Below are 24,817 nucleotides of genomic sequence, written 5' to 3' on the forward strand. Positions count from 1 at the left end.
CTCACCCACTTTCAGATGTAAAGTCCACAATTGCAAGTGTAATATTGTCTTCTCCACCAAGCTCATTTGCTAATTGAATCAGGCTCGTACCCTTTTCGTGAAGTGATGAACTTGTTGATAACGTTTCGTTCAGCTTTTGTTCCGTTACCTTATTTGTCAGTCCATCTGAACATAATAATAATCGATCTTCTTTTTCCACTTCAATTGTTTTTACATCTAAACTAACATTTTCTTCGGTACCTAGTGCTCGCAATAAGATATTTTTTCGTGGATGATGCTCAGCATCTTCTTTTGTGATTTGACCATTTTTTACAAGTTCATTCACAAGAGAATGATCTTCTGTTACTTGTTGAAATCCATATTCATTTGAAATATAGCACCTGCTGTCTCCTATATTACCAATCGCACAAAACGTATCGGCGCATAAAGCAAGCACAACTGTTGTACCCATGCCTTTACACTCTTCATGCTCCTGAGCATACTGATAAATATCTTGATTAATTTGCGAAACATGCGTACGAATCCACTGCGTCGCCTCATCAGGAGACGTTACTTTGTCCGCTTCTTCCCACGCTATTTGCAATTTTTGAACCGCCATCTCACTGGCGACGTCGCCAGCTCGATGACCTCCCATACCATCAGCCACAATTGCAAGCAGCTGATTGTGTTGGTTCAAAAATACCCCTCCGTTATCTTCATTGTGTTGTCTAACTCTCCCTCGGTCTGTCATGAAGACAGTTGCCATACAATCACCTCGTCTCTTCTTTACGCTCCTTCGCACGTAATTGGCCACAAGCTGCATCGATATCATGACCTTGCTCACGTCGAATAGTCACGTTAACGCCACGCTTTTTAAGCGTACGTTCAAATGCAAAAATCTGTTCACGCGGTGTACGAACATAATCACGCTCAGGCACGTAGTTTACCGGAATCAAGTTCACGTGACATTTAACGTCTTTAATCAAATCCGCTAATTCCTCGGCATGCTCTACTTGATCGTTTACTCCTCCGAATAGACCATACTCAAAGCTAATACGTCTTCCCGTTTTATCCGTATAATATTTAATGGCTTCCATCAAATCAGGAAGTTTGTACGCACGGTTAATCGGCATTAAGCGTGAGCGGATGTCATTGTTTGGAGCGTGAAGTGAAATCGCAAAATTGATTTGCATTTTTTCATCAGCAAACTTATAGATTTTCGGAATGATCCCACTTGTCGATACTGTGATATGACGTGCACCAATATTTAATCCATCATCACTGTTAATTGTTTTTAAGAAGCGCATCATTTCATCATAGTTATCAAACGGCTCCCCAATACCCATAATTACGACAGAGCTCACGCGTTCTCCTTGTTCATCTAGAGCTTTTTGTACTTTTACTACTTGCGCTACGATTTCTCCAGCTTCTAAATTACGCTTTAAACCTCCAAGAGTAGACGCACAAAACGTACAGCCGATGCGACAGCCAACTTGAGTCGTTACGCAGACAGAATTTCCGTATTCATGACGCATAAGCACTGTTTCAATCGTATAACCGTCATGGAGTTCGAATAAAAACTTCATCGTGCCGTCCCCAGACGTTTGCTGAACAACTGTTTTTAATGTCGTTAATGCAAATTTGTCTTTTAATTGTTCACGTAATCCTTTAGATAAGTTTGACATATCGTCAAAGTCCGTTACGCGTTTAACATATAACCAGTCAAAAATTTGTTTAGCACGGAACTTCTTATCTCCGTGTTCCACTAACCAATTTTCTAGGTCGTGCATTTCTAATGAATAAATAGATGGTTTTTGCGGTTTTTCTTCTGCTTTTGCTTTTCTTTTAGCTACTTCTTCCATTTTTACACCTTCTTCTGTAAACATGCAATATAAAATCCATCACTTTGTGCATCTGGCAGCAATTGAATTTCACCATGTTTTACGTTTTGTTTAAGCTTTTGCGGCATCCGTGCAGCAAGTGTTTCATCTTTTTGAAAATCAGCATGATCTGCTAAAAATGCTGCTACAACATCCCCATTTTCATCCCGGTCAATTGTACATGTACTATATACAAGGGTCCCACCTTTTTTTAATAAAGACGCAACCGCATTTAAAATATCTTGTTGAATACGCGCCAGCTGCTTTACATCTTGCTCAGTTTTTGTATATTTCAAATCAGGTTTTCGTCTCATTACACCAAAACCTGAGCACGGGGCATCTACTAAGATGCGGTCAAACATTTCTTTATCAAACTGTTCGCCCGCTTTGCGGCTGTCTTGAACTGTCGGCTCAATATTGGTAAGATGCAGACGCTCTGCCTGCTGGGCAATCAGCTTTACTTTATGGTCATGAATGTCCAAGGAAATAACTTTACCACTGTTTTTAAGCTGCTCTGCAATATGAGTTGATTTCCCTCCCGGTGCAGCACAGCTATCTAAAATTAGCTCTTCTGCCTCTGCACCGAGCGCATGAGCCACTAACATAGAGCTTTCATCTTGAACGGTAAACATTCCTTCACGAAATGCTTGTGTATGAGCTGCATTTCCTTTTTGAACTTCTAGCGCTTCTTCTACAAAATGGCCTGGTTCTACAACAATACCTTCTTTTTCAAGCGCTTCTTTTACTTCATTTTGCGTAAAGCGTGCACTGTTTACTCGGATTGTTTGTTTAGGGGCCATTAAATTAGCTAAACAGATTCCGCGTGTTTTGTCCAATCCATATTGTTCCACCCAGCGTTTTACAAGCCACAATGGATGACTCGTTTCAATCGCCAAGCGCTCCACAGGATTTTGTATTTCTTCTAAAGAAGGCGTGCCGCTACGCTGAATATTTCGTAAAACGCCGTTTACCATTGAGGCAATTCCTTTGTGACCGCGTTTTTTGGCAATTTCTACTGCTTCATGAAGGATTGCCCGGTCAGGCACTCGGTCTAAATATACCATTTGGTAAAGAGATAAACGAAGCAGCACTCGCACCCAAGGCTGAAGCTTTTTTGGATTTTTCAAGAAAGGCGCTAACCCGTAATCTAACGTATCACGTCTTTGAATCGTTCCATACACAATTTCCGTTAACAGTCCTGCATCTTTTCCTTGAATACCACGTTTTTGTATGCTGTTATTTAACAATAGATTGCTGAATGCCTGATTTTTTTCAATAGCTAGTAAAATATCTAAAGCTATGTCTCGAACGTTGTACTTACTCATTGACATCCCCTAATACTGTTCCGACTTCAACGGATGTACCTCGTAAGTACTGCGCTGCATCCATACGTTTTTTTCCAGCCGGCTGAAGTTCCGTCACTTTAATAGCTGTTTCATTTCCAGTTGCTACTATAAATCCATCCTCTTCAAGTGATAAAACGGTACCCGGTTTGCCTGATGCGGATACTTTCTCTCCCCACCAAATTTTCATAACCTGACCGTCTGCTGTTGTATAAGCAACGGGCCAAGGGTGAAGTCCGCGGATATGGTTATAAATTTCTTCTCCTGTACGGGCCCAATCAATTTTCTCTTGTTCACGCTTAATGTTAGAAGCAAATGTCGCTTCGTCATCGTTTTGTTTAACCGGCGTAATTTCACCTTTTACAAGAGAAGGAATGGTTTCTGAAAGCAATTTTGCACCAGCAGCGCTGAGTTTATCATGAAGTGTGCCAACGTGATCACGTTCTTCAATCGGAACTTCTACCTGTGTTAAGATATCACCTGCATCTAATTTTTCTACCATATACATAATTGTAACACCAGTTTTCGGCTTACCTTGTAGAATTGAATAATGAATCGGCGCGCCTCCGCGCAGTTCAGGTAACAGAGAAGCATGCACGTTAATACAGCCGTATTTAGGCGCTTCTAAAATAGGGGTTGGTAAAATTTGACCAAAAGCCGCTGTTACAATTAGGTCAGGCTCATACGCTAATACTTTCTGATATTCTTCTTCTAAACGAATCTTTTCTGGCTGCAGTACAGGTATTTCATGCTTTAACGCCTCAACTTTTACTGGAGGAGGTGTTAATAAGCGCTTGCGTCCTTTTGGTCGGTCCGGCTGTGTAACCACTGCGACCACTTCATATCCATCTTTAAGTAATGTTTGTAAAACCGGCACTGAAAAATCCGGCGTTCCCATAAATACGACTTTCATCGTGTAAAACCTACCCTTCTAGTTCATCCTCTTCGTAATACTTTGTTACTTTTTCCGTGAACAATACACCGTGTAAATGATCAATTTCATGTTGAATTGCTCGTGCTAAAAAACCTTTTGCTTCTATAAAATAAGGTTTTCCTTTACGATTTTGCGCACGTACTTTCACATAATCAGCTCGAGCCACGTCACCAAAAAGGCCCGGAAAACTTAGGCAGCCTTCTGGACCGATTTGTTCGCCTCGTTGCTCAATAATTACCGGATTAATTAACTCAATTTTACCGTGTCGGTCATCCACGTCTACCACTGCCACTTGCTGCAGAACTCCTACTTGAGGAGCAGCTAGACCCACACCGTCTGCTTCAAGCATTAAATCATACATGCCGTTTAGTAATTTCGCTAATTTATTATCAAAGTTTTTAACGACTTCACATTCTTGTTCAAGTACTTCATTAGGATGGTAAACAAGCTTAAGCTTAGCCAAATAGGCACCTCCTTTATTCTTTCTATTTATATCCAAAAAGCTTCTTCTTTAACGCCATCAAGACGACTAGTTACATCATCGAGTATGGATTCAAATCAATAGTGATCGTTAAATTCTCCTTCTGCATTTCCGCTTGATAACGTTCTAATATATATTTCAACAGCGGAATCAGGCTTGGTTCCAGCTTGTATTTTAACATGCATTGATAGCGATATCTATCTTTTATCTTAGCAATCGGAGATGCGACTGGCCCTAAGATCGTTGTTTGCGGCGAAAGTTTCTGACGCAGATACTGCGAAATTTTGTCTGTAACAGACACCACTTTTGCAATATTTTCATGAGATACCGTTACAAGCGCCAAGTAAAAGAAAGGCGGATATTTATGCATTTTACGAATTTCCATCTCCTGCTTATAAAACGCATCGTAATCATGCTGACTCGCAAGTTGAATGCTGTAGTGTTCAGGCGTGTACGTTTGAATCACTACTTCTCCTGGAAGTTTGTGGCGTCCTGCTCTTCCGCTTACTTGTGTTAAAAGCTGAAACGTTTTTTCAGATGCACGAAAGTCAGGTAAATTCAGCATCGTATCTGCTGTTAAAACTCCTACAAGCGTGACGTTTGGAAAGTCCAGTCCTTTCGCAATCATCTGCGTCCCTAGTAAAATTTGCGCTTCTCCACTTGCAAACTTGTTCAGGAGCTTTTCATGCGCGCCTTTTCGGCTTGTCGTATCAACATCCATTCGAACGACTCTAGCCTCAGGCAGCACTTTTGTTAATTCTTCTTCCACTTTTTGTGTACCAGATCCGAAAAAGCGGATATGTTCGCTGTGGCATTCTGGGCACTCAGTGTGCACATGTTCTTCGTGTCCGCAGTAATGGCATTTTAATTTATTTTGATAGCGGTGATACGTTAGTGAAATTTCACAGTGCTCACATGTCGGAACGTAACCGCAGTCCCTGCACATAACAAAAGAAGAATGACCTCTTTTATTTAAAAATAAAACAATTTGCTCCCCTTTTTCTAAACGGTCTTTCATCTTTTCAAACAGCATAGTTGAAAACATAGAGCGATTGCCGCTGCGAAGCTCTTCTCTCATATCAACGATATCCACCGACGGCATTGATGACTTATTCATTCTTTGCTTTAACGTCAGTAGCTTATACACACCTTTTTGCGCTCTTGCAAAGGACTCAAGCGTTGGTGTTGCACTTCCTAAAATGACTGGACACTGATGATGCTGCCCTCGGTAAATGGCTACATCTCTGGCATGATAACGGGGGTTTTCTTCTTGTTTATAACTCGTCTCATGTTCTTCATCGATAATAAGAAGGCCCAAATTTTCAAATGGCGCAAATACAGCAGAGCGGGCCCCTACTACAACGGATACTTCTTTCCGCTGAATTTTTCGCCATTCATCGTATTTTTCTCCAGTAGACAAGCCGCTATGAAGCACAGCAACTTTTGAGCCGAATCGCTCTTTAAAACGCTTGACCATCTGAGGGGTAAGTGAAATCTCCGGAACAAGCATAATCGCTTCTTTCCCTTTTTTTAGCACTTGATCAATGGATTGGAGATACACTTCAGTTTTTCCGCTTCCGGTTACTCCGTACATTAAAAACACATCGTGAAGATTTTCTTCGATGTCATGCAGAATCGGTGCGATTGCCTCAGCTTGTTCATCTGTCAATTGAAATGGCTTTGATGGTGTAAAGTATCGATCTTGATAAGGATCACGGTATATTTCAATTTCCGTTTCTGCTAAGAGTCCTTTGTTAATCAGCGCTTTTATAGGAGCGGAGGTAATCTGCAAATCTTCCGCTATTTCTTTTATGGCTACTTCTTCATTTCGATCGAGCATAAAAGACAGCACTTGTTTTTGCTTTTCTGCCTGCTTATTTAACTCGCTCATAAACTGCTGAATTTCTTCAAGGCTTTGATTCAGTTTTACGCCTTTTGCCGTTTTTTTGTTTCCTTTGTTTTTCACGACGTAGACGACTTCAATTAGACCTTTTTGAATATCACGGTGAAAAGCAGGAGCAGCGGCTGTTTTTTCTACTTCACTCCACTTCAGCGAGGATCTTGACTGAAAAAACGGCTTTACTTGCTCATGAAGCTGTTCGTATGCCTCTTTTGAAAGGAGTGACAGTTCTTTATCATATTTTGCTTTCATCGCCGCAGGCAGCATCACTTGAAAAGCCGATATCATAAAACAAAGCGTTTTTTCTGTTAGCCAGTGCCCAATCTCTAACAGTTCGGGAGTCAGAACCGGCGTTAAATCAAGCAGGTCAGCGATTGGTTTAACACGCTTAACTTCGGCCTCTTCTTTAAGAGCCACCACAAACCCTTGAACTTTTCTAGGACCAAACGGAACGACAACTCGCATACCCGGAACAATAATTCCTTTCCATTTGTCAGGAATAGCGTAGTCAAAAGCTCGATCTGTTTGCTTAGCAGCCACGTCCACAATTACACTAGCTACACTCATTTTTTCAGCCCTTCTAACATTTCCTTCACTTCTTTTAACACCTCGGTAGCTACATCGTGTTTTGAAAGAATAGGAAGTTCCTTAGACTCTCCGCTTCGCTTATAGAGCGTTACAATATTTGTGTCCGTCCCAAACCCTGCTCCTTCTGTCGTCACGTTATTGGCTACAATCATATCCAAGTTTTTAGATGCAAGTTTCTTTTGTGCATATTCATCCACTTGTTCTGTTTCTGCTGCAAAGCCGACTAAAAGCTGGTGTTCTTTTCGCTCTCCAAGCGTGCGTAAAATATCTGTTGTTCTCTCTAGCTCTAATACTGCTTCACCAGGCTGCTTTTTCATCTTTTGATCAAACACATGCTTTGGTCGGTAATCTGCCACTGCGGCTGATTTAATGACAACATCTGCTTCATGATAGCGCTGCATAACAGCTTCAAGCATCTGCTGCGCACTTTCAATTTGAACAACCTGCACCCCTTTTGGATATTCTAAATTCGTCGGTCCCGTTACAAGTGTTACCGATGCGCCTAATTTAGCAGCTTGTTCTGCAAGGGCATAGCCCATCTTCCCAGTAGAGCGATTGGTAAAAAATCGGACGGGATCAATGCGTTCTACCGTAGGTCCTGCTGTAACCAATACATTAATACCTTCAAGGATCTTTTGTGTATCTGATGCTTGTGAAAAATAAGATCCGATTAGTGAAACAATTGTTTCTGGCTCTTCAAGACGACCTTTTCCTACATAACCGCATGCCAAATACCCTTCTCCAGGTTCTACAAAAGAGTAACCAAATGATGAAAGAGTGCTCATATTTTTTTTAACAGCTTGATGATCGTACATATGAACATTCATTGCAGGTGCAATCCACACAGGTGCAGTAGCAGCCAGCAGCGTTGTGGAAATCATATCATCTGCAAGACCATTTGCTATTTTCCCTATCATATTAGCCGTAGCAGGAGCTACTAAAATTAAATCAGGCCAATCTGCTAAATCAATATGTGCAATCACAGATGGATCTTTTTCATCAAACGTATCTGTATAAACTGGGTTTCGAGACAGAGCTTGAAACGTAAGCGGCGTTACGAACTCGCATGCTGAAGCAGTCATCATTACTTTAACTTCCGCTCCCGCTTGTACTAATTTACTTGTTAAAGCTGCAGCTTTATATACGGCGATTCCGCCGCTAACACATAATAAAATTCGTTTTCCCTTCATCATTATGCCCCCATCTATTTATCCCGCTCAACCAGCATCCGCTTGTTTACTCGGGTAACTATCTAAAGCTTTTCAATTCAATTATTATACCATTTTTGTAGTGAGACATTCACTATCCTGCTTGAATACAAACAAAAGCATCAAAAAAATAACAACCTATAAAGTAGGTTGTTATTTTTTCACTTACTGATGTTTAGAATCTTCTTCTGCTACACCTTGCTTATAGCTTAATTGTTCAGCATTAATTTCTTCTAAAGCACAGCCTACAAACTTATAAGAAACCGGCTTTTCAATCGGCGTATCATTGTGAAGCTGTAATTGACGTGCACGTTTTGCAGCTACTGTCACAAGCGTGTACTTAGAATCTAATTTTTCCATTAGAGAATCAATTGATGGATAAAGCATGTTTATTCTACCTCCAGCATTCTTTTATAGCGCGCAGAAATACGATCACGACGGCAGTGTTCAGCCGTTACGATAGCACGGATGCGAGCACAAGCATTTTCTACTTTGTCATTTTCTACAACATAATCGTAGGCGTCCATAAGTTCAATTTCTTCTTTTGCCACGCGCATACGGTTATTGATTAAATCTTCTGTTTCAGTACCGCGATTTACGATACGACTTTTAAGCTCTGATAAACTTGGCGGTGCCAAGAAGATGAACAAACCTTCTGGAAATGCTTCTTTCACTTGAAGAGCACCTTGCACTTCAATTTCTAGAAATACGTCTTTTCCTTCAGATAACGTTTGTTCTACATAATCAACCGGGGTACCGTAGTAGTTGCCTACGTATTCAGCCCACTCTAATAATTTCTTGTTTTCAATCATGCGCTCAAACTCTTCGCGTGGTTTGAAGAAATAGTCAACGCCATCTACTTCACCTTCGCGGGGCTTTCTTGTTGTTGCAGAGATAGAATACTGCAATTTAATGTCTTCTTGCTCAAACAATGCTTTTCGTACCGTTCCTTTTCCAACACCTGATGGTCCGGAAAGAACAATTAATAAACCTCTTTCAATCATCGGTTCAAGTGACCTACCCTTCTAATAATTCTTCTTTGTTTATAAGTCGCTGTGACACAGTTTCTGGCTGTACAGGAGCTAAAATAACATGATCGCTATCCATAACAATAACAGATCGTGTTTTACGTCCTTGCGTTGCATCTATTAAAGAGCCTCGATCTTTTGCATCTTGAATAATGCGTTTGATTGGAGCTGATTCAGGATGAACGACAGAGATTATACGATTAGAAGAAATAAAATTTCCAAATCCAACGTTCACTAATTTACCGCTCATAAGAAGCCTCCTGCTATACCAATATAATCTTTATCTTACACGAAGGCTATTCAATATTTTGAACCTGCTCTTTTATGCGTTCTAATTGTGCTTTCATACTAATAACATACTGAGCAATAGTACCATTATTTGCCTTCGCACCGATTGTATTCATTTCACGATTCAGCTCTTGAACAAGAAAATCCAGCTTGCGTCCTACTGAATCAGGTGTATTTAATGCTTGAATAAATTGTGAAACATGACTTTGAATTCGCGTAAGTTCTTCGCTAATATCTGCTTTTTCAGCAAAAATAGCTACTTCAGTCAGCACTCGCTGCTCATCGAAAGTACCTTCTAAATAGTCGCTCAGCTTCCTTTTAATACGCTCGCGATATTGTTCAGCAACTTCAGGAGCAAGCTGTGTAATTTTTTCGCGAATATCTTGAATGTCCTGTAAGTACCCCATTAAATCGTGATACAGCTCTGATCCCTCTCGTTTCCGCATATCCACTAACTGATGCACAGCAGCTTCCACGGCTTCAAAGATTGCACCATGAATACTCGTCTGATCAGCTTCTTCTTCATAAGTTGTCATCACTTCAGGCATGTGTAAAATGTCTTGAATTTGAACAGATTGTGACAGCCCATGCTTTTCTTTTACTTGCTGCAGCGCATTCATATATTCATCAAGCAGCTGCCAATCCGTCTGCAGTTTCTTTTTTGCCATTTCTTCACCTGAAATAGTAACAAATACTTCTACTCTACCACGTTTTATGTATGTTTGAACGATTTTTTTTATTTTATCTTCAATTTCAATTAATTGTCTTGGCATACGAATAACAATTTCACAAAAACGATGATTAACAGACTTCATTTCCACTGTTACTGATCGATTTTCCACTTCCGCTTTTCCGCGGCCAAAACCAGTCATACTTTTTATCATTATCATCACATCCACTATGTACATCTTACATAAAAAGTATCATAAAAGAAAGTGTTAGCAAAAAAAAGAAATCTCTCTTCTTTATTCAACCTGTAAAGGCTGCCTTCATGAGTTTTCTCATTTGGGACAGCCTGTATTAAGTATAGCACAATTTATGAAGGTTTTCTTGTTAAAAGTGAACCGGCAAGTAAAAAAGTTGGAAGACTTGCAAGTCCTAAAATAACGAGCCATTCCCGCGGTGCAATGGCCATTGTATGGAAAATAGGCTGCAGGGGCGGATAGTAGATAGCCACCAGCATAAGGATAATAGATGAAATAACGGCTCCTACAAGATATAAGTTCTGAAATGGATTGCGATCAAAGATTGATTTTTCACTTCGGCAGTCAAATACGTGAATAAGCTGTGCCATGACAAGCGTGGCAAATGCAATCGTCTGAGCATACTGCAGCCGATCTGGGTCATTGTCGTAGACAATCATGAACGCAGCAAGTGTAGCAGCTCCAATTAAAAATCCACGGCTGACTACTTTCCACCCTAATCCTCTTGCAAAGATACCTTCACGCGGATGCCTTGGATGGCGCTTCATCACATTGTCCTCTGGCTGGTCTAAGCCAAGAGCCATTGCAGGCAAACCGTCTGTTACTAAGTTTACCCATAGTATTTGAATTGGCACTAGCGGAAGCGGAAGTGCTAAAATCATCGCAAAGAGCATAACTAAGATTTCTCCTACATTTGATGCAAGCAAGTAACGGATAAACTTTCGAATATTTTCATAGATGTTTCGCCCTTCTTTGATCGCTGATTTAATAGTAGCAAAATTGTCATCAAGCAAAACGAGTGAAGACGCTTCTTTTGCTACGTCTGTCCCGGTGATGCCCATCGCGATGCCTATGTCTGCTGCTTTAATAGCCGGTGCATCATTTACGCCGTCGCCCGTCATGGCTACAATGTGATCTTTCGCTTGAAGAGCTTTAACAATTTTAAGCTTATGCTCAGGTGATACCCTGGCATATACGTAAACATCATCCACTACTTCTTCTAGCTCTTCCTGCGTCATTTTGGATAAATCCGTTCCTTCCAAGACTTGACCGTTTTTCGGTAAAATGCCGAGCTGTTTTGCAATCGCCTGTGCTGTAATGACGTGGTCACCTGTAATCATAACGGTTTTGATGCCTGCGTCTCGGCATTCTTTGACCGCTTGCTTGACTTCTGGTCTTGGCGGATCAATCATTCCTTGAAGCCCGAGGAAAGTCAGGTCTTTTTCCGCTTCGTTCTCTGTATGAACGCTCTCATGGTCCCCTAACGGCCGATAAGCAATAGCAATGGTTCGAAGCGCTTGGCTAGCTAACTGTTCAATCGCTCCTTTTACTTCATTATGAACCGTTACCGACAGCGTTTGTTGCCTGCTTTCCCACAAAATATTTTTACTGTTTATAAGCAGCACATCCGGAGCACCTTTTGTTATGACATAGCGCTTATTAGATGCGTCTTCAATGACTACACTCATCATTTTACGCGTTGAATCAAATGGAAACTCTTCAATAATCGTAAACTGCTTTTGAATGTTTTCTTTTGTCAGCCCCGCTTTCATCGCGGCAACAAGCAAAGCCGCTTCAGTAGGATCCCCGTCGATGACATATTCTTTATCTTTTCTCGAAATGGACGTTTGATTGCAAAGCAGGCCAAACACCAAAAGCTGCTGAAGCGGTTTTTCACTCCGAGTATCAACTTCTCTTTCCTCTCGCGAAAATACGCCCGTAGGTTCATACCCTGTCCCTGATACCCTCCACGTCATTCCTCCTGACCAGAGGTGAGTAACCGTCATTTTATTTTGCGTTAATGTACCCGTTTTGTCTGAGCAAATGACTGACGCGCATCCTAGTGTCTCAACAGCAGGAAGTTTGCGAACAATGGATCTTTGCTTAATCATGCGCTGTACACCAAGAGATAGCGCCACGGTTACGATGGCAGGAAGACCTTCGGGTATGGCAGCAACAGCTAAGGAAACTCCCGCTAAGAACATACTGTATAAATCATGGCCTTGCAGCACACCAATCCCGACAACTAATACAGTAAGTGCAAGAGCTAAAACGATTAAAATTTTACCTAATTGCTCTAACTTCCGTTGAAGAGGAGTAATCATGGCTTCAGCATTTTGAAGCAAATCAGCAATTTGTCCCATCGCTGTTTTCATTCCAATCCCTACAACGATACCTGTTCCGCTTCCTCGCGTCACAAGCGTACCCATAAACGCCATATTGTCTTGATCTCCAAGCGGCACTTCATCTCCTGGCAAAGCTTTTATTTGCTTGGCAACAGGCAAAGACTCTCCCGTAAGCGCGGATTCTTCAATTTCTAGACTTTTGGCTTCCATAATCCGAAGGTCAGCCCCGATACGGTCTCCGCTCGAAAACTTTACAATGTCCCCTACTACCAGCTCTTTAGATGGTAACTTAACCCATTTCCCTTCACGCATGGCTGCTACTTGAGGAGCAGAAAGCTCTTTTAATGCATGAAGAGATTTCTCTGCTTTTCTTTCTTGAAAAAAACCTAGAAATCCATTAATTACTACAATCGCAATAATAGCAATCGCATCGATGTATTCGCCTAAAAGCCCTGAAATAAGTGTGGCAGCTAGTAAAACTAGCACCATAAAATCTTTAAACTGCTCTAGAAACACAAGAATGGCCGGTTTTTTCTCTCCTTCAGTCAATTCATTAAATCCTTGTTGCTGCTGACGTGCTTTTACTTCTTTGTGTGTAAGACCATGCTGCCTGTCTGTTTTTGTTACTTCTACTATTGCTTTTTCACCTAATTCATACCATTTCATTGCATCTTTTCACACCCTTTTATTTGTAAATGCACCTATTAGATTGTTACAATCTTATATCGTATGCTTATTCAGACTCGTCCTAAAAAATGCTATACTTTTCTATAGGACAATTTTCAATTACTTAAGGATGTGAGCACTATGTCATTTGATGGTATTTTTACATATGGCATTTTACAAGAATTATCTGAGACCTTGGTTTCAGGACGAATTTCAAAAATATATCAGCCGTTTCCAAACGAGTTGATTTTACAAGTACGCGCTAAAGGTGAAAACCGCAAACTTTTAATCTCAGCTCACCCAAACTATTCACGCGTTCATTTTACAAACGAGCCCTATGAAAATCCATCTGAGCCTCCTATGTTTTGTATGCTTCTTCGCAAACATTTAGAAGGAAGCATTATTGAACAAGTGTATCAGCTTGGATTAGACCGCATTTTAGTCATTGAAACAAAAGGACGAAATGAAATTGGCGACGTGACGTACAAGCAGCTTATTATTGAAATCATGGGAAGACATAGTAATGTTGTGCTTGTAGATAAAGAAAAACAAACGATTATCGACAGCATTAAGCACGTTCCAATGGCCTTGAACAGGCACCGTACGCTTCTACCCGGAGCTCCTTACGTACTGCCTCCTAGTCAAGATAAGCTTCACCCATTTGAAGCGGATGAAGAAACCGTGGTTAAAAAAATTGATTTTAATAGCGGAAAATTAGCCACCCAGCTAGTGCAGACCTTCTCGGGGCTTTCTCCTTTAATTGCAAATGAAGTAGTGTTTCGCTCTGGCTTAGCGAATCGTTCTACCCTTCCAAAATCATTCGTCGAAACGATGACGCTGATCAAAGAAGGTCAGTTTACACCGACTCTGACAACAGTTAATCAAAAAGACTACTTTTATTTACTGGAATTAACGCATTTAGAGGGTATGAAAAAAACGTATGCAACCATCAGCGAGCTTCTTGACCGCTATTACTATGGGAAAGCAGAGCGAGATCGTGTAAAGCAGCAAGCGCATGATTTAGTACAGTTTATTTCTACCGAGAAAAAGAAAAATGAGAAAAAAATAAAAAAACTTGAGCAAACGCTGCAAAATGCAGAAAAAGCATCTGATTATCAGTTAGCCGGTGAACTCCTTACCGCAAATTTACACCTTGTCAAAAAAGGAGATGCGAAAGTGGATGTGATTAATTATTATGATGAAAATAGCGGTACACTTACGATTTCATTAGATCCGCAAAAATCACCGTCTCAAAATGCTCAAAGCTATTTTACAAAGTATCAAAAAGCGAAAAATTCCGTTTCGATTGTAATCGAACAAATTGAAAAAGCAAAGGAAGAAGTACAGTATTTTGAATCACTTATTCAGCAAATGGATACTGCTACTCACAAAGACATTGCGGAGATTCGTGAAGAGCTTGTGGAAGAAGGATATTTGCGCAACCGTCAGCAAAAACAAGCGAAAAAACAAAAAAACACCACACCTACACTTGAACAATACGTTTCAAGCGACGGCACGACGATTTTAGTTGGAAAAAACAATAAGCAAAATGAGTATTTAACAAATCGCCTTGCTGCTCGTGATGACGTTTGGTTTCATACGAAAGATATACCGGGTTCTCACGTTGTTATTCGCAGCCAAGAGCCTTCAGAAGAAACGATTTTAGAAGCGGCTCACCTTGCTGCTTACTTTAGTAAAGCTAAGAATTCAAGTTCAGTACCCGTGGACTATACAAAAATTCGCCACGTAAAAAAACCAAGCGGTGCTAAACCTGGTTTTGTAACGTACGATAACCAGCAAACGGTGTACGTAACGCCTAGCGAAGAACTTGTACTGAAGCTGCGTCAGTCATAATAAAAACCCCCTTTCTATATAGAAAGGGGGTTTTTATTATATAGATCTAGTTTAGTTCATCCATGAAGGGTCTGAAGGATTTTCACGCCATTTAAATAGCTTGTCCATCGCTTCTTCTTCAATGTATCCCGCTTCGTTTGCCGCTTCTACTAGCGTAGAGTAGTCTGTTAGCGAATAAACTTGAAGTTCTTTTTCTTTAAACAGCTGACGCGCTTTTTCCAGCTCATATGTAAAGATAGACACAACTCCTAGCACTTCACAACCCTGCGCTTTTAATGCATCGACTGCGGTAAACACACTTCCGCCAGTTGAAATCAAATCTTCAATCACAACTACTTTTTGACCTTTTGTTACTTTTCCTTCGATTTGATTTCCTTGGCCATGTTCTTTTGCTTTGCTTCGCACATAGCACATTGGAAGCTCTAGCGCTTCACTTACCCATGCTGCATGAGGGATACCAGCTGTAGCGGTACCAGCAATCACTTCTGCATTGGCAAAATACGTTTTAATTAAATGCTGCAGACCTTTTGCAATTTCTTTTCGCACTTTCGGGTAGCTAAGCGTTAGACGGTTGTCACAATAAATAGGTGACTTAATTCCAGAGGCCCACGTAAACGGCTCGTTTGGTTGAAGGCTTACTGCCTCAATATCAATTAATTGTTTTGCAATTTCTTTTCGTAGTTTTGTCATCGCGTAATACGCTCCCCTTTCCACTGCTGTAACATCTCATAATATGCTTTAAGCGGGTCTTTTGCTTTAGTAATAGAACGTCCAACGACAATGGCACTTGAGCCATATTCTCTCGCTAGCTGAGGTGTTGCTACGCGGACTTGGTCATCTACTGAATCTGTGCCCATACGAATACCCGGCGTTACGGTCAAAAAGTCCTCCCCTGCTGCTTTTCGAATCGAAGGCACTTCATGAGTAGAACATACAACGCCGTCAAGTCCACTTTTTTTAGCAAGCGCTGCATAATGGGTAACCACTTCTTGCATCGAATGTGTAATGAGCTGCTGCTCTTTTAGCATTTCATCAGATGTACTCGTTAGCTGAGTAACCGCAATACAATCCGGGCGCTTTTTGCCGGCAGCGGTTCCTAAGTCAAGTCCTTCAATGGCTGCTTGCATCATGTTCGTTCCGCCGGCAGCGTGAACGTTAACCAAATCTACTTCAAGAGAAGCCAAAGACTTCATCCCTTGCTTTACCGTATTTGGAATATCATGAAGCTTTAAGTCTAAAAAGATTTGGTGGTTTTGCTCTTTTAATGCAGAAATAATGGATAACCCTTCTTTATAAAACAGTTCCATGCCTACTTTCACAAATAATGACTCTTGTTGAAAAGGCATTAAAAACTGCTGCACATCGTTAATTGATGAAAAGTCAAGAGCAATGATTAACGGTTGCTTCACGCTTTTTCCAGCTCCTTCCGATACATTCTGAAACATGCTCGTATCCTAATGATGTTAATAGCCTTGGCAGTTCGTCAATGATGGTTGGACATACATACGGATCAACAAAGTTTGCTGTACCAACCGCTACTGCACTTGCACCTGCATATAGGAACTCGAGTGCATCTTCAGCAGTCGTCACTCCGCCCATACCGATAATTGGAATGTTCACTTTTTGGCTCACTTCATATACCATTCGAATCGCTACCGGTTTAATTGATGGGCCTGACAGTCCGCCTGTGCCGTTCGCTAAAACCGGCTGAGCTGTTTTCAAATCCAGACGCATCCCGAGAAGCGTATTGATCATCGTTAAGCCATCCGCGCCAGCTTCTTCAACAGCCATCGCCATGTCTACAATATTGGATACGTTTGGTGATAGTTTAACATAAACTGGAACATTTGAAACATCTTTTACTGCTTTCGTTAAACGAGCAGCAATGACAGGATCTACGCCAAACGCAATTCCGCCTTCTTTTACGTTAGGGCATGAAATATTCAATTCAAGTGCTTTCACATTTGATACGGTTGAAATTTCTTTTGCCACGTGCACATATTCTTCAATTGAAGCACCGGCTACGTTCGCGATAATCGGCACATCATATTGCTGAAGCCAAACGAGCTCTTCATTCATTACTTTTTCTAACCCAGGATTTTGTAATCCAATCGCATTTAACATTCCTGCAGATGTTTCCGCTACGCGAGGAGTTGGATTACCAAAACGAGTTTCAGCAGTAGTCGCTTTAATCATAATGGCTCCAAGTGCATCAAGTGAATAAAATTGAGCATACTCACGCCCAAATCCAAAACAGCCGGATGCTGGCATAATTGGATTTTTCAAATCTAATCCTGGCAATGTCGTTTTTAGCATACTCATAGAAGCACCTCCCCTGCTTGAAAGACGGGACCGTCGCTGCAGATTTTTTTATACGCCGTAGAATCTTCACTTTCCCTGCATACACATGCAAAACAAGCGCCGATTCCACAGCCCATTCTTTCTTCTAAAGAAATGTAAAGCGGCTTGTTTGTATAATTATTTTCTAGTGCTTTTAACATCGGAGTTGGACCGCATGAAAACATAACGTCATATGAAAACTGCTGCTCGTCAATCACCGTTGTGACAAAACCTTTTGTTCCGTAAGAGCCGTCTACCGTTGCAATATATGTTTCTCCTAAAGCTAAAAACTCTCGCTCGTAAAATACGTCTGCTTTTGATTGAAAGCCTAAGACGTGAATAACCTGTACGCCTTTTTCACGAAGTCTTTTTGAAAGCTCATAGAGCGGAGGCACTCCAATGCCTCCCCCTACTAATAAAGCCGTTTGACCTGACTCTATCGCATCTAATGGAAAACCGTGGCCAAGCGGACCTAACACGTCAATCGACTGTCCGGCTTGTTTTTCGGCCAGCAGCGATGTTCCCGTCCCTTCTGCACGGTAAATCATCGTAAATTGTTCGTGCGTTTGGTCAATTTCTGCAATACTGATTGGTCTGCGAAGCAGTGGCAAATAGTCGTTGTTGACGCGGATATGCACAAACTGCCCCGGCTCATTCATGAAACGAACAAGCTCGCCTTGAAGAGTTAATTCATATACATTGTGTGTTAACGGTCGCTGACTGACGACTTGCATCATTTCATGTTTGATCATACGGTTGTCACCTCTTTAGTTGGACGAACTTTTTTCATTGGCGTTGTATGGAAGCTGATCGTTTCAAGCACTCGTAAAATCGCTTCTGCTGTATCAAGTGATGTTAAGCAAGGTACACCATTTTCAACTGCTTCACGGCGAATTTTAAATCCGTCACGCGCAGGCTGCTTTCCTTTTGTTAGCGTGTTGATGACAAGCTGTGCTTCACCTTTTCGTATCACATCTAAAAGATTGTGATCTTCATGATGAATTTTATTTACTATTTTTACGCGAATGTCTTCTTTTGTAAACGTTGAAGCTGTTCCTTCCGTTGCAATCACCTGATAGCCAATGTTAGCAAAACGCTTCGCTAGCGCTGTTGCCTCTTCTTTATCTTTATCCGATACTGTCATAAGTACTGAACCGTACGGCTTAATGGACATACCTGACGCAATTAGTCCTTTATATAATGCTTTTTCGTACGTTGAATCTTGCCCCATTACTTCTCCAGTAGATTTCATTTCAGGTCCAAGCGTAATATCTACGCGACGCAGCTTTGCAAATGAGAAGACCGGCACTTTTACGTAGACACCTTCTTCTTCAGGGTGTATGCCTGATTCATAACCAAGCTCTCGCAAACTTGTTCCTAAAATAACTTTTGTTGCCACATTCGCCATCGGAATACGCGTAATTTTACTTAAGAACGGCACCGTACGGCTTGAACGAGGATTTACTTCAAGAACAAACACTTCTCCTTTTGATAAGACGAACTGAATGTTGAGCAGCCCAATAATGTTTAAGCCTTTTGCAATACGTGTTGTGTAATCAATGATTGTATCTTTTACGTCCTGTGACAGAGTTTGTGGTGGATATACAGCGATGGAGTCACCTGAGTGTACACCCGCGCGCTCTACATGTTCCATAATTCCCGGAATAACCACTGTTTCACCGTCTGAAATGGCATCGACTTCAATTTCTTTTCCAGTTAAGTAGCGGTCGATTAACACAGGGTGATCAGCGTGTACTTTTACCGCGTGTTTCATATAGTGAAGCAGTTCTTCTTCTTTATACACAATTTCCATTGCGCGTCCGCCTAGTACATATGAAGGTCGTACAAGCACCGGATAACCAATTTCTTTTGCCACAACCACTGCTTCTTCTACGGATGTTACCGTCTTTCCAAGCGGCTGAGGTACTTCTAAACGCGCTAGCGTCGCTTCGAATTTTTTACGGTCTTCTGCTGCATCTAAGCTTTCAAGGGACGTTCCTAAAATCTTGACCCCTCTTGCTTCTAGCTCGTCTGCTAGGTTGATTGCTGTTTGACCACCGAACTGTACAACCACACCTTCTGGTTTTTCTAAATCGATGATATGCATCACATCTTCAATCGTCAGCGGCTCGAAGTATAATTTATCTGAAATACTGAAGTCAGTTGATACTGTTTCTGGATTGTTATTTACAATAATCGCCTCGTATCCAGCTTCTTTAATCGCCCACACGGAGTGAACTGTTGCATAGTCAAACTCAATTCCTTGCCCGATGCGGATTGGACCTGACCCTAACACTACAACGCTTTTACGATCTGTAACAATCGATTCGTTTTCATCTTCAAACGTACCGTAGAAATATGGTGTTGTAGATTCAAATTCAGCTGCACATGTATCTACTGTTTTGTACACTGGCATCACGCCATTTTGTTTGCGGAAGTCATATACTTCACGCTCTGTTTGATTCCATAGCTTAGCAATCGTGCAGTCTGCAAATCCCATTTTTTTTGCTTCCTGTAAAACTTCTACGTTATGAATCTCTTCTTTTAACACATTTTCAAAAGCAATCACTTTTTCAAGTTTTACTAAGAAGAAGAGATCGATTTTGCTCCAGTCATGAATTTGCTGAATTGTTACGCCGCGGCGAATGGCTTCTGCGATGTAGAATAATCGCTCATCACCAGCTTTGCGAATACGTTTTTCAATAATTGCATCATCAAATTCATGCGCATCTTTTAGCTCTAAGTGATGAACGTTTGACTCAAGTGAGCGTACGGCTTTTAAAATTGACTCTTCGAATGTACGGCCAATTGCCATTACTTCCCCTGTTGCTTTCATCTGTGTACCCAGTTTACGGTTAGCTGATTCAAATTTATCAAACGGCCAGCGTGGAATTTTAGATACGATGTAATCTAGTGCAGGTTCGAAACATGCGTACGTCTTCCCAGTTACCGGGTTCATCATTTCATCTAATGTTAACCCTACCGCAATTTTTGCTGCTAATTTTGCAATTGGATACCCTGTTGCTTTTGATGCTAAAGCCGACGAGCGGCTTACACGAGGGTTTACTTCAATTACGTAATACTGGAAGCTTTCTGGGTCTAGTGCTAGCTGAACGTTACATCCGCCTTCGATTTTAAGCGCTCGGATAATTGTTAGTGACGCATTTCTAAGCAGCTGATACTCACGGTCGCTTAGCGTTTGGCTTGGTGCTACAACAATTGAATCTCCCGTATGAATACCGACCGGATCAAAGTTTTCCATATTACATACTACGATCGCATTATCGTTTGCATCGCGCATTACTTCATATTCAATTTCTTTAAAGCCTGCAATGCTTTTCTCAAGTAAGCACTGTGTTACAGGACTGTGTTTTAATCCACTTGTTACAATTTCAATCAACTCTTGCTCGTTGTTACAAATTCCGCCTCCCGTACCGCCAAGCGTATAAGCAGGACGCACGATTACCGGATAGTTTACTTGTTCAACAAACGCATACGCTTCGTCTAGCGTATGAATGATTTCACTTGCTGGGACAGGCTGATTTAGTTCATTCATTAGTGAACGGAACTGCTCACGGTCTTCAGCTTGTTCAATCGCCGATAATTTTGTCCCGAGAATTTCTACGTTAAATTCATCTAAAATGCCTGTTTCATGTAATTCTACCGCTAAGTTCAATCCCGTTTGACCGCCAAGCGTTGGAAGCAGTGCATCCGGGCGTTCTTTACGAATAATTGAGCTTACAAATTCAACCGTTAGAGGTTCAATATATACTTTATCTGCCATTTCTGAATCTGTCATGATTGTTGCAGGATTGGAGTTTACAAGAATAACTTTGTATCCTTCTTCTTTTAACGCAATACATGCTTGCGCTCCTGCATAGTCAAACTCTGCCGCCTGTCCGATGACGATTGGTCCTGATCCGATTACGAGAATTGTGTTAATATCTTGACGTTTTGGCATTAGCAATTACCTACTTTCTGATTGTTTTTCATAAGATCCATAAATTCGTTGAACAATCCGTTTGCATCTTCAGGTCCCGGTGATGCTTCAGGGTGATATTGAACCGTAAATGCCGGATATTCTTTATGCTTTACTCCTTCAACTGTTCCATCGTTAAGCGCAACGTGCGTCACTTCTAATGGCGTGTTGACAAGAGATGGCTCACATACTGTATAGCCGTGGTTTTGAGATGTAAGAGCTACTTTATTGGTTTTTAGATCCTTTACAGGATGGTTGGATCCACGATGACCAAATTTCATTTTTTCTGTATCTGCTCCGCATGCTAGCGCAAACAGCTGATGTCCTAAACAAATTCCGAACAGCGGAACTTTTCCTAAAACCCCTTGAATCATCTCGATTGCTTCAGGTACGTCTTTTGGGTCTCCAGGTCCGTTGCTCAACATGATGCCATCTGGATTTAATTGAAGAATTTCTTGCGCAGTTACGTTATAAGGAACCACAATCACGTCGCATTGACGAGCCGTTAATTCACGTAAAATTCCGTGTTTCATTCCAAAGTCAACGAGTACCACTTTTTTACCTCTGCCTGGGCTTGGGTAAGGCTTCACCGTTGATACTTTTTTAACCGAATCAGTTGGAAGCTCATGGTTTTGAAGCTCAGCTACTACTTCTTCTACATTGACTTCCATGTTGCACACGCGTCCGCGAAGCGCACCGTGCTGACGGATTTTTCGCGTTAATTTTCGCGTATCAATTCCAGCTAATCCTGGAATGTCTTTTTGTTTTAAAAATTCATCTACTGATAATTCGCTTCGGAAGTTTGAAGGAGCATCACAAATTTCTTTTACAATCAAACCATGTACAGCTGGTTCAATCGACTCAAAGTCATCGCGGTTAATACCGTAGTTTCCGATTAAAGGATATGTTAATGTCACAATTTGTGCACAGTATGATGGATCAGATAGAATTTCTTGATATCCTGTCATTCCCGTGTTGAAAACAACTTCTCCTGTCATTTCTTTGTCGCTGCCGAATCCTTTTCCGATAAATACTGTTCCATCTTCTAAAATTAGTTGACGTTGCATGCTTTAACATCCTCCCATACTCGTTTACCTTCTACTAATGTCATTACCGGCCAACCTTTGCATACCCAGTTAGCAAACGGCGTGTTTTTACCTTTTGATACAAATTCTTCTGGATTAATTGCTTTTTCTGTTTCAAGATCAATGATGGTTAAATCCGCTGTTTTTCCCACTTCAATCGTGCCATAAGGAAGATTGAACGTTTCAGCAGGCTTGTTTGTTAAATACGATACTAGCTGCTCTAGCGTCATTACCTCTTTTAATACTAAGTTTGTATAAAGAAGCGGGAAAGCTGTTTCAAGTCCCACAATCCCAAACGGCGCAAGCTCCATGCCTTCTGCTTTTTCGTCCGCTGTGTGCGGTGCATGATCAGTGGCGATAAAATCAAGCGTTCCGTCTAATAAAGCTTCAATTAATGCCTGTTGATCATCTTTTCCTCGAAGCGGCGGATTCATTTTAAAATTCGAATCAAGTCCCGGGATATCTTCTTCATTTAGTAACAGATGATGTGGCGTTACTTCTGCGGTTACGCGAATGCCTGCTTTTTTCGCATCACGAATGGCGCGAATGGATTCTTTTGTACTTACGTGACACACATGGTAGTGACAGTTTGCTGCTTCAGCAAGCAGGACATCTCGTGCAATTTGAACGGCTTCGCAGATAGAAGGGATACCGTTTAGTCCATGTTCTTTTGCGAATTTCCCGTCGTGTACGCAGCCTTTGTTAATTAAATCATTATCTTCACAGTGTGCAACGATTGCTTTATTTAATGAAGCGGCTTTTTTCATCGCTTCTAGCATCATTCCTGTTGACTGAACACCTACTCCATCATCTGTAAAAGCAAATGCTCCCGCTTCTTTTAAGCCTTCAAAGTCCGTTAGTTCTTTTCCTAATTGACGAGTGGTAATCGATGCGTATGGCAATACGCGAACATGTGCTGTTTCTTCAATGCGCTTGTTTACCCACTCCATTTGTTCAACAGTATCCGGAACTGGACGCGTGTTGGGCATTGCAGCAATTGCTGTAAAACCGCCCTTTGCCGCTGCTAAAGTACCCGTTTCAATCGTTTCTTTCTTTTCTCCCCCTGGCTCACGCAAGTGAACGTGGACATCGATTAAACCCGGTGATAAGAAGTTCCCGCCTGCATCAATGACTTCTTCATTCTGTACGTCAATGTGTGAAGCTATTTCAGCAATTACACCATTTTCAATTTTCAGTTCGACTTTTTCAATTTTTCCTTCATTTAACCATGTAGCATTTTTGATAATTGTTGTCATTATTAAGTCCCCTTTCAATTGGTTGTAGCGCTCTTGCTAATACTGCCATGCGAATGTAGACGCCATTTTGCATTTGTTTAAAAATTCTTGATCGTTCACATTCAACGAGCTCATCTGCAATTTCGACTCCTCTGTTTACAGGAGCTGGATGAAGAATAATGCTATGTGATTTCATTTTCCGCTCTCGTTCAACGGTTAATCCGAAGCGGCTGTGGTAGTTCTGTGCAAGCTCTGAAGTGTTATCTTCATGCCTTTCAAATTGAATACGCAGCAACATCACAACATCGACCGTTTCGATTGCTTCATCGATATCAAGATATGTACCGTGTCTGTTTTCTTCATCTTTCCATTCTTCAGGTCCCGCAAAATATACGGTGGCCCCTAGTTTTGTCAGCATTTCAGCATTCGATCTCGCTACGCGGCTATGTCGCAAATCTCCGACTATTGCGACTTTTAATCCTTTAAACGATCCGAACTCTTGACGAATGGTCAGTAGATCAAGCAGACACTGAGTTGGATGCTGACCGCATCCGTCTCCTGCATTAATGATGGGAATCGATACTTTTTCCTGCAGTGCTTCATAATAACGATCTTGCGGGTGGCGAATAACAACTGACTGAACGCCGATTGAAGCTAATGTTTCAATCGTGTCGTAAAGCGTTTCTCCTTTTTGGACGCTTGAAGTTGTTACTTCAAACGGAATTGTTGTTAATCCTAGCTGCTGTTCTGCCATTTCAAAGCTGCATCGAGTACGCGTGCTCGCTTCAAAAAATAAGTTGGCAACAAACATTTTCTCTTCCGGTTTCCATCCTTGTTTATTCGTTCGATAGTTTTCAGCGCTGTCTAAAATCTCTAGAATTTCATTTGTTTCTAGTGTTGAGACTGTCACTAAATGTTTCATATCGATTCCCTCCATTTTTGCTTTCCTCGCATTTCTTTATAAAAAACACCCTTTCTAA

At 41.3% G+C, this 24,817-nt stretch carries 21 protein-coding genes; 1 reads left to right on the top strand and 20 read right to left on the bottom strand.

Annotation, left to right across the window (positions count from 1 at the left end):
- Position 1: 1 nt before the first annotated feature.
- The 12 genes from LIS78_RS21475 to LIS78_RS21530 all read right to left on the bottom strand — a co-directional run bounded on the left by LIS78_RS21475 (position 2) and on the right by LIS78_RS21530 (position 13,344).
- On the bottom strand, positions 2-745 hold the full coding sequence (locus tag LIS78_RS21475; protein ID WP_013058919.1) for a Stp1/IreP family PP2C-type Ser/Thr phosphatase: 744 nt from the start codon (positions 743-745) through the stop codon (positions 2-4).
- 4 nt (positions 746-749) lie between these two features.
- Entirely contained in the window at positions 750-1,841 is a 1,092-nt protein-coding gene (rlmN, locus tag LIS78_RS21480; protein WP_013058920.1) for a dual-specificity RNA methyltransferase RlmN, read from the bottom strand.
- Positions 1,842-1,843: 2 nt separating this feature from the next.
- Positions 1,844-3,184 carry a 16S rRNA (cytosine(967)-C(5))-methyltransferase RsmB gene (gene rsmB / locus LIS78_RS21485; protein WP_252284329.1) on the bottom strand — a complete coding sequence of 447 codons (1,341 nt, stop codon included), beginning with the start codon at positions 3,182-3,184 and terminating at the stop codon, positions 1,844-1,846.
- On the bottom strand, positions 3,177-4,115 hold the full coding sequence (fmt, locus tag LIS78_RS21490) for a methionyl-tRNA formyltransferase (RefSeq protein WP_195781983.1): 939 nt from the start codon (positions 4,113-4,115) through the stop codon (positions 3,177-3,179). The genes rsmB and fmt overlap by 8 nt, the downstream gene beginning before the upstream one ends.
- Positions 4,116-4,125: 10 nt before the next feature.
- Entirely contained in the window at positions 4,126-4,599 is a 474-nt protein-coding gene (gene def, locus LIS78_RS21495; RefSeq protein WP_013084828.1) for a peptide deformylase, read from the bottom strand.
- 70 nt (positions 4,600-4,669) lie between these two features.
- Entirely contained in the window at positions 4,670-7,084 is a 2,415-nt protein-coding gene (gene priA / locus LIS78_RS21500) for a primosomal protein N' (protein ID WP_195781981.1), read from the bottom strand.
- Positions 7,081-8,298 carry a bifunctional phosphopantothenoylcysteine decarboxylase/phosphopantothenate--cysteine ligase CoaBC gene (gene coaBC / locus LIS78_RS21505; RefSeq protein ID WP_252284330.1) on the bottom strand — a complete coding sequence of 406 codons (1,218 nt, stop codon included), beginning with the start codon at positions 8,296-8,298 and terminating at the stop codon, positions 7,081-7,083. Before coaBC ends, priA begins: the two co-directional genes overlap by 4 nt.
- 180 nt (positions 8,299-8,478) lie before the next feature.
- Entirely contained in the window at positions 8,479-8,700 is a 222-nt protein-coding gene (rpoZ, locus tag LIS78_RS21510) for a DNA-directed RNA polymerase subunit omega (RefSeq protein WP_013058926.1), read from the bottom strand.
- A 2-nt stretch (positions 8,701-8,702) separates the two neighbouring features.
- Positions 8,703-9,317: a guanylate kinase gene (gene gmk, locus LIS78_RS21515; RefSeq protein ID WP_013058927.1), complete on the bottom strand. Its 615-nt coding sequence runs from the start codon at positions 9,315-9,317 to the stop codon at positions 8,703-8,705.
- A 13-nt stretch (positions 9,318-9,330) separates the two neighbouring features.
- Positions 9,331-9,591: a DUF370 domain-containing protein gene (locus LIS78_RS21520; RefSeq protein ID WP_013084831.1), complete on the bottom strand. Its 261-nt coding sequence runs from the start codon at positions 9,589-9,591 to the stop codon at positions 9,331-9,333.
- 46 nt (positions 9,592-9,637) lie between these two features.
- On the bottom strand, positions 9,638-10,513 hold the full coding sequence (locus LIS78_RS21525) for a YicC/YloC family endoribonuclease (protein ID WP_028411458.1): 876 nt from the start codon (positions 10,511-10,513) through the stop codon (positions 9,638-9,640).
- 152 nt (positions 10,514-10,665) lie between these two features.
- A complete protein-coding gene (locus tag LIS78_RS21530; protein WP_195781979.1) occupies positions 10,666-13,344 on the bottom strand; it encodes a cation-translocating P-type ATPase in 2,679 nt (892 codons plus the stop codon).
- 141 nt (positions 13,345-13,485) lie between these two features.
- Between LIS78_RS21530 and LIS78_RS21535 the strand changes: the two genes are divergently transcribed.
- A complete protein-coding gene (locus LIS78_RS21535) occupies positions 13,486-15,198 on the top strand; it encodes an Rqc2 family fibronectin-binding protein (RefSeq protein ID WP_252284331.1) in 1,713 nt (570 codons plus the stop codon).
- Positions 15,199-15,249: 51 nt separating this feature from the next.
- Here the strand turns inward: LIS78_RS21535 and pyrE are convergent, their stop codons facing one another.
- From pyrE to LIS78_RS21575, 8 genes are read right to left on the bottom strand one after another with little or no spacing between them, the layout of a single operon-like run.
- Positions 15,250-15,888 (bottom strand): orotate phosphoribosyltransferase, encoded by a 639-nt coding sequence (pyrE, locus tag LIS78_RS21540; protein WP_013058931.1) that lies wholly within the window; start codon positions 15,886-15,888, stop codon positions 15,250-15,252.
- Positions 15,885-16,607, bottom strand: coding sequence for an orotidine-5'-phosphate decarboxylase (pyrF, locus tag LIS78_RS21545; RefSeq protein WP_195781977.1), 723 nt, complete (start codon positions 16,605-16,607; stop codon positions 15,885-15,887). Before pyrF ends, pyrE begins: the two co-directional genes overlap by 4 nt.
- On the bottom strand, positions 16,579-17,520 hold the full coding sequence (locus LIS78_RS21550) for a dihydroorotate dehydrogenase (protein ID WP_013058933.1): 942 nt from the start codon (positions 17,518-17,520) through the stop codon (positions 16,579-16,581). Before LIS78_RS21550 ends, pyrF begins: the two co-directional genes overlap by 29 nt.
- Positions 17,517-18,290, bottom strand: coding sequence for a dihydroorotate dehydrogenase electron transfer subunit (locus LIS78_RS21555; protein WP_195781976.1), 774 nt, complete (start codon positions 18,288-18,290; stop codon positions 17,517-17,519). The genes LIS78_RS21550 and LIS78_RS21555 overlap by 4 nt, the downstream gene beginning before the upstream one ends.
- On the bottom strand, positions 18,287-21,499 hold the full coding sequence (gene carB / locus LIS78_RS21560; RefSeq protein ID WP_195781975.1) for a carbamoyl-phosphate synthase large subunit: 3,213 nt from the start codon (positions 21,497-21,499) through the stop codon (positions 18,287-18,289). Before carB ends, LIS78_RS21555 begins: the two co-directional genes overlap by 4 nt.
- The gene (locus LIS78_RS21565; RefSeq protein ID WP_195781974.1) at positions 21,499-22,584 is read right to left on the bottom strand and encodes a carbamoyl phosphate synthase small subunit; all 1,086 of its coding nucleotides are present in this window, start codon (positions 22,582-22,584) and stop codon (positions 21,499-21,501) included. The genes carB and LIS78_RS21565 overlap by 1 nt, the downstream gene beginning before the upstream one ends.
- A complete protein-coding gene (gene pyrC, locus LIS78_RS21570) occupies positions 22,569-23,858 on the bottom strand; it encodes a dihydroorotase (RefSeq protein ID WP_045290205.1) in 1,290 nt (429 codons plus the stop codon). Before pyrC ends, LIS78_RS21565 begins: the two co-directional genes overlap by 16 nt.
- On the bottom strand, positions 23,821-24,759 hold the full coding sequence (locus LIS78_RS21575) for an aspartate carbamoyltransferase catalytic subunit (RefSeq protein ID WP_195781972.1): 939 nt from the start codon (positions 24,757-24,759) through the stop codon (positions 23,821-23,823). The genes pyrC and LIS78_RS21575 overlap by 38 nt, the downstream gene beginning before the upstream one ends.
- Positions 24,760-24,817 lie beyond the last annotated feature (58 nt).

Source organism: Priestia megaterium (genome assembly GCF_023824195.1).
GTDB lineage: Bacteria > Bacillota > Bacilli > Bacillales > Bacillaceae_H > Priestia > Priestia megaterium_D.

What these genes read in the sequence shown, in the direction of transcription:
- pyrC (WP_045290205.1), bottom strand. Translation starts at nt 23,858, where the DNA reads ATGACAACAATTATCAAAAATGCTACATGGTTAAATGAAGGAAAAATT.
- gmk (WP_013058927.1), bottom strand. Translation starts at nt 9,317, where the DNA reads ATGATTGAAAGAGGTTTATTAATTGTTCTTTCCGGACCATCAGGTGTT.
- rpoZ (WP_013058926.1), bottom strand. Translation starts at nt 8,700, where the DNA reads ATGCTTTATCCATCAATTGATTCTCTAATGGAAAAATTAGATTCTAAG.
- LIS78_RS21530 (WP_195781979.1), bottom strand. Translation starts at nt 13,344, where the DNA reads ATGAAATGGTATGAATTAGGTGAAAAAGCAATAGTAGAAGTAACAAAA.
- LIS78_RS21535 (WP_252284331.1), top strand. Translation starts at nt 13,486, where the DNA reads ATGTCATTTGATGGTATTTTTACATATGGCATTTTACAAGAATTATCT.
- carB (WP_195781975.1), bottom strand. Translation starts at nt 21,499, where the DNA reads ATGCCAAAACGTCAAGATATTAACACAATTCTCGTAATCGGATCAGGA.
- rlmN (WP_013058920.1), bottom strand. Translation starts at nt 1,841, where the DNA reads ATGGAAGAAGTAGCTAAAAGAAAAGCAAAAGCAGAAGAAAAACCGCAA.
- fmt (WP_195781983.1), bottom strand. Translation starts at nt 4,115, where the DNA reads ATGAAAGTCGTATTTATGGGAACGCCGGATTTTTCAGTGCCGGTTTTA.
- LIS78_RS21575 (WP_195781972.1), bottom strand. Translation starts at nt 24,759, where the DNA reads ATGAAACATTTAGTGACAGTCTCAACACTAGAAACAAATGAAATTCTA.
- LIS78_RS21555 (WP_195781976.1), bottom strand. Translation starts at nt 18,290, where the DNA reads ATGATCAAACATGAAATGATGCAAGTCGTCAGTCAGCGACCGTTAACA.
- LIS78_RS21475 (WP_013058919.1), bottom strand. Translation starts at nt 745, where the DNA reads ATGGCAACTGTCTTCATGACAGACCGAGGGAGAGTTAGACAACACAAT.
- LIS78_RS21565 (WP_195781974.1), bottom strand. Translation starts at nt 22,584, where the DNA reads ATGCAACGTCAACTAATTTTAGAAGATGGAACAGTATTTATCGGAAAA.
- pyrE (WP_013058931.1), bottom strand. Translation starts at nt 15,888, where the DNA reads ATGACAAAACTACGAAAAGAAATTGCAAAACAATTAATTGATATTGAG.
- LIS78_RS21525 (WP_028411458.1), bottom strand. Translation starts at nt 10,513, where the DNA reads ATGATAAAAAGTATGACTGGTTTTGGCCGCGGAAAAGCGGAAGTGGAA.
- LIS78_RS21520 (WP_013084831.1), bottom strand. Translation starts at nt 9,591, where the DNA reads ATGAGCGGTAAATTAGTGAACGTTGGATTTGGAAATTTTATTTCTTCT.
- coaBC (WP_252284330.1), bottom strand. Translation starts at nt 8,298, where the DNA reads ATGATGAAGGGAAAACGAATTTTATTATGTGTTAGCGGCGGAATCGCC.
- LIS78_RS21550 (WP_013058933.1), bottom strand. Translation starts at nt 17,520, where the DNA reads ATGAGTATGCTAAAAACGACATTGCCAGGATTAGATTTGAAAAATCCA.
- priA (WP_195781981.1), bottom strand. Translation starts at nt 7,084, where the DNA reads ATGAGTGTAGCTAGTGTAATTGTGGACGTGGCTGCTAAGCAAACAGAT.
- rsmB (WP_252284329.1), bottom strand. Translation starts at nt 3,184, where the DNA reads ATGAGTAAGTACAACGTTCGAGACATAGCTTTAGATATTTTACTAGCT.